This window comes from Acidovorax sp. FW305-C-20-28, from assembly GCF_058783375.1.
In genome coordinates this window covers 98,438-110,460 of the sequence record NZ_JBYSYM010000011.1, presented here as the reverse complement: position 1 = coordinate 110,460, position 12,023 = coordinate 98,438, and the positions used below count along the sequence as shown (strand labels likewise).

Sequence of the window (12,023 nt, the reverse complement as noted above, 5' to 3'; positions counted from 1 at the left end):
CTTTTCGACCATCGCCACTTTTCTCATGCAACGCCGCCAGTTCACCCAGTCCCTTCTTGCCACCGCCACCGGCCTCTCGCTCGCCCCTGCCGCATGGGCCGGCCCCCAGGACCCCATCGACGCCAAGGTGGTCACCATCGGTTGCTCGCTGGGCATGACCGGCCCCCTGGCCAGCCTGGGCAAGGAACTCAAGCAAGGCCTGGATGCCGGCATCGCACAGGCGAATGCGCGCAGCGGTGGCACGCATGGCCGTGAACTGCGCCTGCTGGCGCTGGACGACGGCTACGAGCCCGCACGCTCGGAAGAGAATGTGCGCAAGCTGATCGCCGACGGCAATGTCGCAGCCCTGCTGTCGTGCATGGGCACGCCCAACAACCAGCGCATCATGCCGCTGGTCGATGAAGCGCAGATTCCCTACGTGGCCCCGCAGAGCGGCGCATCCTCGCTGCGCAAGCCCGAGTACCGCTCGGTCTTCCACGTGCGCGCAGGCTACTCCGACGAAGCCCAGCGCCTGGCCAAGAAGCTGGTTGCCATGGGCATCACCGACCTGGCCGTGGTCTACCAGGACACGGTGTTCGGCCGTGAGTTCCTGGCCGATGTGAACAATGCACTGAAGGCCGTCAACCAGCCCGCGCCCAAGGCCTTCAAGCTCGACGCCAAGGGCGAGCAGGTGGCCCAGGTGGTGCAGCAGGCCGTCGGCGCCAAGCCCATGACCGTGCTGCTGGGCACGGCCGGCGACGTCAGCGCTGCGCTGGTCAACGAGTTCCGCAAGGTCTCGGCCAGCACGCCGCTGGCCGCCACCAGCGTGGCGTTCAGCGGTGAGAACCTCCGCCAGCTGGGCGCCAAGGCCGGCGGCCTGGCCGTGTCGATGGTCATGCCCGATGCCACGCGCACCAGCGTGGCCCTGGTGCGTGAATACCAGCGCGCCATGCGCGCTGCTGGCCAGCAGGAGTTTTCGGCGCGCAGCTTCGAGGGCTACGTCAACGCCCGCGTGCTGATCGACGGCCTGGACCGCGCCGGCAAGGACCTCAGTCGCGCCAAGCTGCGCAGCGCGCTGGCCGGCATGCGCAACAACGACATGGGCGGCTTCCTGGTGGACTTCGCAGGCGGTACGCCCTTTGTGGGGTCGAAATTCATCGATCTGGGCATCATGGGCTCCAACGGCAAGTTCGTGGGCTGAGGCCTGAACAAAGCGCTTCTGGCGTCGGTACCTCTTTGATCAGAAATGAAAAAACCCGCCTTGGCGGGTTTTTTTGTTGGTCGGCAGATGACTCCGCCGAGGCATCAGCCCATGTGCAGGCCGCCGTTGACCGAGAAGTCCGCACCGGTGGCGTAGCCGCCCTCTTCCGACGCCAGCCAGGCGATGATGGAGGCGATTTCGCTGGGTTCGCCCAGGCGCTTGACGGGCACGGTGGCGACGATCTTCTCGAGCACGTCGGGGCGGATGGCCTTGACCATGTCGGTGCCGATGTAGCCCGGGCTCACGGTGTTCACCGTGACGCCCTTGGTGGCCAGTTCCTGGGCCAGGGCCATCGAGAAGCCGTGCATGCCGGCCTTGGCGGCCGAGTAGTTGGTCTGGCCGGCCTGGCCTTTTTCACCGTTTACGCTACTGATGTTGACGATGCGGCCCCAGCCCTTTTCGACCATGTCGGCGACCACCTGTTTGGTGACGTTGAACATGCTGTTGAGGTTGGTCTCGATCACGGCGTCCCAGTCCTCACGCGACATCTTGAGGAACATGCGGTCGCGCGTGATGCCGGCGTTGTTCACCAGCACGTCGATGCTGCCGTGCTCGGCCTTGGACTTGCTGAAGGCCTCGACGGTGGAGTCCCAGTCGCCCACATTGCCCACGGACGCGTAGAACGTATAGCCCAGGGCCTTTTGCTCGGCCAGCCACTTGGCGTGGTCGCGCGTCGGGCCGCAGCCCGCAATGACCTTGAAACCCTCTTTGTGCAGGCGCTGGCAGATAGCCGTTCCGATGCCCCCCATGCCCCCGGTGACGTACGCGACTTTCTGGCTCATGTAATTACTCCTTCTTCATTGATGTGATGCGCTCCATGCCACTCTACCCAAGAAACATGGCGCAATCCTGAAGGAAAACACTGAGCGGGCTTTCTTTTTGATGCAACAAAGCGTGTGATAGCCTGACGTGTTGCCTGCGCAACGGTGCACTCAGGGCGGCGTGTTCCGGCAGGGCACGGCCAGGCGCACGCGCCATGAAAAAAGCCCACAGCGGGTGCTGTGGGCTTTTGGCATGGAGCCAGTGGCTCGCTCAATCGGCGGTGGCCTCTTCGGGTTCCGCAGGCTCCGACTTGGCGGTGCGGTCCTTCTTCGGCAGGGGCTGGATGTCCAGCAGCACTTCCGGCTGCTCCACGCCCTTCTCGTCGGCCTTCATCTCGATGTCCACCGTGAGGCGGCCACCTTCGGTGAGCCGGCCGAACAGCAGTTCGTCGGCCAGCGCACGGCGGATGGTGTCCTGGATCAGGCGCTGCATCGGGCGAGCACCCATCAGCGGATCGAAGCCCTTCTTGGCCAGGTGCTTGCGCAGCGTGTCGGTGAAGGTGACTTCCACCTTCTTCTCGGCCAGTTGCGTTTCCAGCTGCAGCAGGAACTTGTCCACCACGCGCAGGATGATCTGCTCGTCCAGTGCCTTGAAGTTGACGATGGCATCCAGCCGGTTGCGGAACTCGGGCGTGAACAGGCGCTTGATGTCGCCCATCTCGTCGCCCGCCTGGCGCGGGTTGGTGAAGCCGATCGTCGCCTTGTTCATGGTCTCGGCGCCAGCGTTGGTCGTCATGATGATCAGGACGTTGCGGAAGTCGGCCTTGCGGCCGTTGTTGTCCGTCAGCGTGCCATGGTCCATGACCTGCAGCAGCACGTTGAAGATGTCCGGGTGGGCCTTCTCGATCTCGTCGAGCAGCAGCACCGCGTGCGGCTTCTTCGTGATGGCTTCGGTCAACAGGCCACCCTGGTCAAAGCCGACATAGCCCGGAGGCGCACCGATCAGGCGGCTCACGGCATGGCGCTCCATGTACTCCGACATGTCGAAGCGCAAGAGCTCGATGCCCATGATGTAGGCCAGCTGCTTGGCGGCCTCGGTCTTGCCCACGCCCGTGGGGCCGCTGAACAGGAACGAGCCGATCGGCTTGTCGCCCTTGCCCAGGCCCGAACGTGCCATCTTGACCGAGCTGGCCAGCACTTCCAGGGCCTTGTCCTGGCCGAACACCACGCTCTTCAAGTCACGCTCCAGCGTCTGCAGCTTGCTGCGGTCGTCGTTGGAGACGTTGGCCGGCGGAATGCGCGCGATCTTGGCCACGATCTCTTCGATCTCGGCCTTGCCGATGGTCTTCTTGCGCTTGCTCGGCACCATGATGCGCTGGGCGGCACCGGCTTCGTCGATGACGTCGATCGCCTTGTCGGGCAGATGGCGGTCATTGATGTACTTGGCGCTGAGCTCGGCCGCGGCCTGCAGTGCGGCCGTGGCGTACTTCACACTGTGGTGCTCCTCGAAGCGCGACTTCAGGCCCTTGAGGATGTCGATGGTCTCGGCCACGGTGGGCTCGACCACATCCACCTTCTGGAAGCGGCGCGACAGCGCAGCGTCCTTTTCGAAGATGCCGCGGTACTCCGTGAAGGTGGTCGCGCCGATGCACTTGAGCTGGCCGCTGGAGAGCGCCGGCTTCAAGAGGTTGGATGCATCGAGCGTGCCGCCCGAGGCTGCGCCCGCACCGATCAGGGTGTGGATCTCGTCGATGAAGAGGATGGCGTTGGGCTTGTCCTTGAGCGACTTGAGCACGCCCTTCAGGCGCTGCTCGAAATCACCGCGGTACTTGGTGCCGGCCAGCAGCGCACCCATGTCGAGCGAGTACACCACGGCCTCGGCCAGGATCTCGGGCACGTCGTTCTGCGTGATGCGCCAGGCCAGGCCCTCGGCGATCGCGGTCTTGCCCACGCCGGCTTCGCCCACCAGCAGCGGGTTGTTCTTGCGGCGGCGGCACAGGATCTGGATGGTGCGCTCCACCTCGTAGTTGCGCCCGATCAGCGGATCGATCTTGCCATCCTTGGCGGCCTGGTTGAGGTTCTGCGTGAACTGCTCGAGCGGCGAGGCCTTCTCGTTGCGCTCGGCAGACCCGCCCTCCTCGCCCTCGGCCTGGTTCTCGGCCTTGGCGGGTTCCGGCGGCTCGCCCTTCTTGATGCCGTGGGCGATGAAGTTGACCACGTCCAGGCGCGTCACGCCCTGCTGGTGCAGGTAGTACACGGCATGCGAGTCCTTCTCGCCGAAGATGGCCACGAGCACGTTGGCGCCGGTGACTTCCTTCTTGCCGTTGCCGGTGGACTGCACGTGCATGATGGCGCGCTGGATCACGCGCTGGAAACCCAGCGTGGGCTGCGTGTCCACCTCGTCGGTGCCGGCGACCTGGGGGGTGTTGTCCTTGATGAAATTCGACAGCGACGACCGCAGGTCATCGATGTTGGCCGAGCAGGCGCGCAGCACCTCCGCTGCGCTGGGGTTATCGAGCAGTGCAAGCAGCAGATGCTCCACGGTGATGAATTCGTGGCGCTGCTGGCGGGCCTCAACAAAGGCCATGTGCAAGCTGACTTCCAGTTCCTGGGCAATCATGTGAACTCCTTTGTGCTTGCGTGGAAGGGATAACTGTAGATCGGGATCAAAGACCTGTTATTCAACAGGCTCACTGACACATTGCAGCGGGTGCCCGGCCTTGAGGGCCGCGTCGAGCACCTGTTCGACCTTGGTGGCGGCCACGTCCCGCGAATACACGCCGCAGACGCCTTTGCCGTCAAGGTGGATCTTGAGCATGATCTGGGTCGCCTGCTCCCGGTCCTTGCTGAAGAACTCCTGCAGCACCACGATGACGAACTCCATGGGCGTGTAGTCGTCATTGAGCATGACCACCTGGTACATCTGGGGGGGCTGGGTCTTTTGCGTGCGTCTTTCCAGCACGACCGAACCGCCGTCATCCCGCGCAGGCCTGGTGACAGGCGGCGCGGCTTTGGGAGAAGGTGGTTTTGTTGCCATGAATTTCATTCTAGCGACCCGCGCGTACCGCTGCCGCAGGAGAAATCTGATGTTGGTCCGTTTTTTTTCAAGGCCACCCTCAGCAATATTCCTGCCAGGCCATATCCAGACCTGCGAAACGGTCGGCGCAGGCATATGCAGCGATGGGGCTGTGTGCCATCTCGGAGCTGCATTGCCCATCCTCCGCAACCTTTGAAACTGGCGCGACCTAGGCCAGCGCCCCCCGCGCAAGGGCCGCCCCGCCGCGAAGGCGGCGTGTCCAGCGCTTGCGCTGGGGGCGTCCCCCTCCCGACTCGCGCAGCGAGTCGAGAGAGGGGGGAAGGCGCGTAGCAACTCAGGGGGTGCTTCATTCATAAACGACCGTGGCGGAACCAGCGCCGACCTGGGCGCTCCAGGCGGCCAGCGCGGCATCGCTGGGGTAGAAGCGGCTGCTGTCGGACAGCTGGATCTCGGCGACGGCCGTGGCACTGCTGGCGGCCCCCTGGGCCGTGCCGGTGCAGCGCAGCCCCATGCGCACGCGCAGGCCGTGCAGCAGATCGCCCTCGGGCGCCTCTTCGCGGCGTGGCGGGAACTCGCGCAGCAGTTTCTGCACTTCGGGTGCCTTGTCGTTGACCACCACATGCAGGTACTTGCCAAAGCGCGCACGCGCGCCGGCCAGGTCCCAGACCTGCTGCACCTTGACGCGCAGGCCGCCGCTGAAGTGGTCGAGCTGCAGGCGGCCCATCATCACCACGAACTCGTCGTCCTTGAGCTGGTTTTTGTAGGTGTTGATCAGCGCCTCGTCGGCCGAGGCCTCGATCACGGCCGACTTGTCGTCGATCTTGAACAGCGCCAGCTTGCCGCGCTGGCCGTTGATCACCCGCAGGTCGCTGATGATGCCGGCCAGGATCTGCGGTTCGCGGCTGTCGATGAGCTCGTCGATCTGCGTGCGCACGAAGCGGCGCACCTCCACGGCCACCTCGTCGAACAGGTGGCCCGAGAGGTAGAAGCCCACGGCCGTCTTCTCCAGCGTGAGGCGCTCCTTGATGCCCCAGGGCGTCACATCCACCAGGTCGGGCTCCTGCGTGCTCGATCCATGGGCGTCGTCGCCCATCATGTCGAACAGGCCACCCTGGTTGACGTTGGCCAGCGAGGCCGCTGCGAAGTCGAAGGCCCGGTCGATGGAGGCCAGCAGCGAGGCGCGGTTGAGGTTGAGCGAATCGAAGGCGCCGGCCTTGATGAGGGCCTCCACCGTGCGCTTGTTCATGCGCGCGCGGTCCACGCGCAGGCAGAAGTCGAACAGGCTCTTGAACGGGCCCTTGGTGGAGCCGTTAGGGCCCTCGCCGCGGCCTTCGCGCGCGGCCACGATGGCCTCAATGGCCGCCTGCCCTCCGCCCTTGACGGCCCCCAGGCCATAGCGGATGACCTTGTCCGTCACCGGCTCGAAGCGGTACATGCCGCGGTTCACGTCGGGAAGCTCGAAGGTCATGCCGAAGTTCTTGCGCGCGTCCTCGAACAGCACCTTGAGCTTGTCGGTGTCGTCCATTTCCACGGTCATGTTGGCGCAGAAGAACTCGGCCGTGTAGTGCACCTTGAGCCAGCCCGTGTGGTAGGCCAGCAGCGAGTAGGCGGCGGCGTGCGACTTGTTGAAGCCGTAGCCCGCGAACTTCTCCATCAGGTCGAACACCTCGTCAGCCTTATCCTCGCTGATGTCCTGCTTGGCGGCACCGGCGCGGAAGATCAGGCGGTGCTCGGCCATCTCCTCGGCCTTCTTCTTGCCCATGGCACGGCGCAGCATGTCGGCGCCGCCCAGGCTGTAGCCGCCCAGCACCTGGGCGGTCTGCATCACCTGCTCCTGGTACACCATGATGCCGTAGGTTTCGGCCAGCACCTTCTCCACCAGCGGGTGCGGATACTCCACCACTTCCTTGCCGTGCTTGCGGTTCACGAAGCTGGGGATCAGGTCCATGGGGCCCGGGCGGTACAGCGCGTTCAGGGCGATCAGGTCCTCCAGCCGGCTCGGGCGCGCCTCGCGCAGCATGCCCTGCATGCCGCGGCTTTCAAACTGGAACACGGCTTCGGTCTTGCCGTCGGAGAACAGCTTGTAGGTGGGCCCGTCGTCCAGCGGGATGGCCTCGAACGCGAAGTTCTCCTGCCCCTTGTGGCGCTTCATGATGAACTCGCGCGCGATCTCCAGGATGGTCAGCGTGGCCAGGCCCAAGAAGTCGAACTTCACCAGGCCGATGGCCTCCACGTCGTCCTTGTCGTACTGGCTCACGGCCGATTCGCTGCCGGGCTGCTGGTACAGCGGACAGAAGTCGGTGAGCTTGCCCGGGGCGATCAGCACGCCCCCGGCATGCATGCCGATGTTGCGCGTCATGCCCTCGAGCTTCTGCGCCATCTCGATGACGGTCTTGACGTCCTCTTCCTTGCGCACGCGCTCATAGAGCATGGGCTCGAGCTCCAGCGCGTAGTTGTTCTTGTCGCCGTCCTTCTTGGTCTCGGGCGGATACTGCAGGGTGTAGGACATGCCGGGCTTGCCGGGCACGAGCTTGGAGATGCCGTCGCAGAAGGTGTAGCTCATGTCCATCACGCGGCCCACGTCGCGGATGGCGGCCTTGGCCGCCAGCGTCCCGAAGGTGGCGATCTGGCTCACGGCGTTCTTGCCGTACTTGTCCTTCACGTAGTCGATCACGCGGTCGCGGTTGGACTGGCAGAAGTCGATGTCGAAGTCGGGCATGGACACCCGCTCCGGGTTCAGGAAGCGCTCGAACAGCAGGTTGTATTCGAGCGGATCGAGGTCGGTGATCTTGAGCGCATAGGCCACCAGCGAGCCGGCACCCGACCCCCGGCCCGGCCCCACGGGGCAGCCGTTTTCCTTGGCCCACTGGATGAAGTCGCCCACGATGAGGAAGTAGCCCGGAAAGCCCATCTTGAGGATGGTGCCGATCTCGAACTCCAGCCGGTCCACATAACGCTGGCGCTGGGCCTCCCGGTCGGCTTCTTTCGGAAACAGCAGCTTGAGACGTTCTTCCAGCCCTGCGAAGGACTCGTTGCGGAAATGCTCGTCGATCGGTATGCCGCCCGGCGTGGGGAAGTCCGGCAACTGCGGCTTGCCCAGCACCAGCGTGAGGTTGCAGCGCTGGGCGATCTCGACCGTGTTGGCAATCGCCGACGGGATGTCGGCGAACAGCGCCTGCATCTGGGCGGAGGACTTGAAGTACTGCTCGCGCGTGAAGCGGCGCACGCGGCGCGGGTTGGCCAGGATCTCGCCCTCGGCGATGCACACGCGCGCCTCGTGCGCCTCGTAGCCCTCGTCCTCCAGGAACTGCACCGGGTGGGTGGCCACCACGGGCAGGTGCAGGCGCGCGGCCAACTGGGCCGCGGCCACCACATGGGCCTCGTCGTCGGGGCGACCGGCGCGCTGCAGCTCGATGTAGAAGCGGTGCGGGAAGATCCCCGCCAGGCGCAGCGCCAGGCTGGCGGCGCCGGCATCATCGCCCTTGACCAGGGCCTGGCCCACGGGGCCGGCCTGGGCGCCCGAGAGCACGATCAGCCCTTCGGACAGCTCCTGCAGCCATTCCCAGGTGCAGACGGCGAGGTTCTTGACGATGTTGCGCGTCCAGGCACGGGCCAGCAGTTCTGACACGTTCAGGTAGCCCTGGCGGTTCTGCACCAGCACGATCATGCGCGAGGGCGGGGCCGTGCCCTCGCCCTCCAGGTAGATCTCGGCCCCGAGCAGGGGCTTGACGCCTTTGCCGCGGCCTTCCTTGTAGAACTTGATGGCGCCAAAGAGGTTGTTGAGGTCGGTGATGGCCAGGGCGGGCTGGCCGTCGCCGGCAGCGGCCTTGACGACTTCATCGATGCGGGTGGTCCCGTCGACGACGGAAAATTCGGTGTGCAGGCGCAGGTGGACAAACATGGGCTCCATTGTAGAAAGCCCGGTGCATCCCGTAACCGAAACGTTTGCGACAGGGAGATTCCAGGCCCGGATGCCGCCGGTACAATGCCCTGTTGGGTGACCCACCGGGAATGGGCGCGGCAGGGTTGCCGCGCGCTGCAGGTTCCCGGGAACATTCCGTTTCTTTTTTGCCTGAAAGCTGCTTGCGATGCTTCGTGCCCCACTGCCGTTTATCTCCGCCCTGCTGGCTGCAGGCGTTCTCGCCGGGTGCTCGACCACCACGGAAGACAAGACCGCCAACTGGAGCCCGAACCGCATCTACTCCGAAGCCAAGGACGAAATGAACTCCGGCGGCTACGACAAGGCCGTGCCGCTGTTCGAGAAACTCGAGGGCCGTGCCGCCGGCACGCCGCTGGCCCAGCAGGCCCAGCTGGACAAGGCCTACGCCCACTACAAGGCGGGCGAAAAGGCCCAGGCCGTGGCCACGCTGGACCGCTTCATGAAGCTGCACCCCGCCAGCCCCGCGCTGGACTACGCCCTGTACCTCAAGGGCCTGGTCAACTTCAACGACAACCTGGGCATGTTCTCCTGGCTGTCGCGCCAGGACCTGTCCGAGCGCGACCAAAAGGCCGCCAAGGACTCCTTCGAATCGTTCAGCGAACTGACCACGCGCTTCCCTGACTCGCGTTACGCGCAGGACGCGCGCCAGCGCATGACCTACATCGTGAACTCGCTGGCGCAGTACGAAGTGCACGTGGCACGCTACTACTACCAGCGCGGCGCCTACGTGGCCGCCATCAGCCGCGCCCAGGTGGCCGTGGCCGACTACCAGGGCGTGCCGGCGGTCGAAGAGGCGCTATACATCCTGCTGCAGTCCTACGACGCCCTGGGCATGACCCAGCTGCGCGACGACACCCGCCGCGTGATGGATGCCTCGTACCCGCAAAGCGAATACACGCGCACCGGCTTCAAGGGCAAGTCGGATCCGTGGTGGAAGTTCTGGTAAGCAGCATCTGACGACCCGCTCAGCCCGGGTCTGAACGCGCTGCCCGCAGATCGTCCAGCGCGGCCTCGAAATCTTCCGGGGTTTCCAGGCGCCGCATGGGCGGCAGGGCCCGCAGCAGCCGCTTGCCATAGCCCATGGTGGCCAGGCGCGTGTCGCCGACCACCAGCACCCCCCGGTCTGATTCGCGCCGTATCAGCCGACCGGCCCCCTGCTTGAGCGCCACGGCCGCCTCGGGCACCGAATACTGCTGGAACGAGCTGCCCCCCGCTTCCTCGATGCGCTGGCTGCGTGCCTCGACCAGCGGATCGCCCGGCGGCGGGAACGGCAGCTTGTCGATGATGACCAGCTGCAGCGCATCCCCCGGCACGTCGAACCCCTCCCAGAACGTGGCCGAGGCCACCAGGATGCAACCTGCCCCGCCGTGCGCGCTGCCTTCGCGAAAGCGCTCCATGAGGCGGCGCTTGGGCCACTCGCCCTGCACCAGCACCGCGAGGTCCTGGCCGCCACCAAAGCGCTGGTGCAGCAGGTCTCCGATGGTGTTCAGGGCCCTGAGCGTGGTGGTGAGCACCAGGGTGCGCCCGCCGATGCGCGCCGCAGCGTCGCCGGCCAGGCGGGCGATGGCGGCGCTGTGGGCCGGGTCCGCCGGCTTGGGCAGGTAGCGCGGCACGTACAGCGCGGCCTGCGTGGCGTAGTCGAAAGGGCTGTCCACGCGCAGGATCTCGGCGCCCTCCAGGCCACAGCGCTCCACGAACCAGGTCAGGCCCTCGTCGGCGCCCAGGGTGGCCGAGGTGAAGATCCAGGCACGGCCGCGTTCGCCCTCGGGATCGGGCCACTCGTCATCGCGCACGCTCTGTGCGGGCTGGGTGAGCAGGCGGGTGCGCATGGCGTGCGCGATGTCCAGCGGCGATTCCACCAGGCGCACCTGGTTGCTGCCGCCCAGATCGATCCAGCGCACCGCCTCCTGGCTGCAATCGCCCGCAAAGTGGCCCAGGCGGGCCAGCAGTTCGGTGCTGCGCTCGTAGAGGCGTTCCAGATCGGGGGCGGTCTCGCTCAGCTGGTCGAGCGTCTCCTGTGCCTGGGCGCAGGCGGTGACAAGCAGGCGCAGCGCGGCGTCCCAGGCGTCGGCCTGTGCGCCCTCGGGGGCGGCCCCGGTCCAGCCGTGCTTGCCCTGGGCGCTGCCGCCAGCCGCACGCAGCTCACCCACGGCCTGCTCCACCCGGCCGGCCAGGGTCACCCAGTCGGCCAGGCCCCGGGCATGGTGCAGGCCGGCGGCGAGCAGGTCGCGCGCAAAGTCGAGCAACTGGCCCGAAGACAGCTGCAGGCCCAGGAACTGCACGCCGGTCTCGCTGATCTGGTGGGCTTCGTCGAAGACCACTACGCGCACCGTGGGCAACAGTTCGGCCACGCCGGATTCGCGCACCGCCATGTCGGCAAAGAAGAGGTGGTGGTTGATCACCACGATATCGGCCGCCAGCGCCTCGCGCCGGGCGATGTTCACATGGCATTCTCGCGCGCGCGGGCAGCTTGCGCCCAGGCAGTTCTCGCGCGTGGAGGTCACCAGGGGAATCACCGGCGAGCGCTCATCCAGGCCCGTGAGTTCTGCCAGGTCACCGCTTCGCGTGCTGTGCGACCAGGCTTCCACCTTGGCCAGCACGCGCGCAACATTACGATCTGTTACCGCACCGTCCTGGCGGGCCTGCACCATGCGGTGCAGGCACAGGTAGCTGGCCCGGCCCTTGAGCAAGGCGGCCCGCACCGGTACGCCCAGCACATCGGCCAGGAGCGGCAGGTCGCGCGCGAACAGCTGGTCCTGCAAGGCCTTGGTGGCGGTGGAGAGCAGCACGCGTTCGCCGCTGAGCAGGGCCGGAACCAGGTAGGAGAAGGTCTTGCCCACGCCTGTGCCGGCCTCGACCACGAGCAGACCGCCCTCCTCCATGGTGCGGGCCACGGCGGCGGCCATGCGGGTCTGGCCTTCGCGCGGGCGGAACTGCGCATCCGCGCGCGCCAGCAGGCCGCCGGGTGCGAACACCTCCTGCACCATCTCGGGCAGCGGCATCAGGCAGGCTCCCCGGGGTGTAGCAAGCGCTCCATGCACAGCA

Annotated in this window: 7 protein-coding genes; 2 read left to right on the top strand and 5 right to left on the bottom strand. The window is 66.1% G+C overall.

Annotation, left to right across the window (positions count from 1 at the left end; translation table 11 throughout):
- Positions 1–25 precede the first annotated feature (25 nt).
- Positions 26–1,180 carry an ABC transporter substrate-binding protein gene (locus AC3WOH_RS14640; protein ID WP_492230032.1) on the top strand — a complete coding sequence of 385 codons (1,155 nt, stop codon included), beginning with the start codon at positions 26–28 and terminating at the stop codon, positions 1,178–1,180.
- A gap of 104 nt (positions 1,181–1,284) precedes the next feature.
- Here AC3WOH_RS14640 and phbB read toward each other — a convergent pair whose 3' ends face one another.
- The 4 genes from phbB to dnaE all read right to left on the bottom strand — a co-directional run bounded on the left by phbB (position 1,285) and on the right by dnaE (position 8,939).
- On the bottom strand, positions 1,285–2,022 hold the full coding sequence (gene phbB / locus AC3WOH_RS14635) for an acetoacetyl-CoA reductase (protein ID WP_184856088.1): 738 nt from the start codon (positions 2,020–2,022) through the stop codon (positions 1,285–1,287).
- 250 nt (positions 2,023–2,272) lie between these two features.
- Positions 2,273–4,621: an ATP-dependent Clp protease ATP-binding subunit ClpA gene (clpA, locus tag AC3WOH_RS14630; RefSeq protein WP_184856090.1), complete on the bottom strand. Its 2,349-nt coding sequence runs from the start codon at positions 4,619–4,621 to the stop codon at positions 2,273–2,275.
- A gap of 57 nt (positions 4,622–4,678) precedes the next feature.
- Positions 4,679–5,047: an ATP-dependent Clp protease adapter ClpS gene (clpS, locus tag AC3WOH_RS14625; protein ID WP_035203675.1), complete on the bottom strand. Its 369-nt coding sequence runs from the start codon at positions 5,045–5,047 to the stop codon at positions 4,679–4,681.
- A gap of 337 nt (positions 5,048–5,384) precedes the next feature.
- Complete coding sequence (gene dnaE, locus AC3WOH_RS14620; RefSeq protein ID WP_492230031.1) at positions 5,385–8,939, bottom strand: DNA polymerase III subunit alpha; 3,555 nt, start codon at positions 8,937–8,939, stop codon at positions 5,385–5,387.
- A 187-nt stretch (positions 8,940–9,126) separates the two neighbouring features.
- On the opposite strand from dnaE, the gene AC3WOH_RS14615 reads away from it, so the two are divergent.
- The gene (locus AC3WOH_RS14615; RefSeq protein WP_492230030.1) at positions 9,127–9,924 is read left to right on the top strand and encodes an outer membrane protein assembly factor BamD; all 798 of its coding nucleotides are present in this window, start codon (positions 9,127–9,129) and stop codon (positions 9,922–9,924) included.
- Between the two features lie 19 nt (positions 9,925–9,943).
- On the opposite strand, the gene yoaA is transcribed toward AC3WOH_RS14615, so the two are convergent.
- Positions 9,944–11,980 carry a DNA repair helicase YoaA gene (yoaA, locus tag AC3WOH_RS14610; RefSeq protein ID WP_492230029.1) on the bottom strand — a complete coding sequence of 679 codons (2,037 nt, stop codon included), beginning with the start codon at positions 11,978–11,980 and terminating at the stop codon, positions 9,944–9,946.
- Between the last annotated feature and the right edge of the window lie 43 nt (positions 11,981–12,023).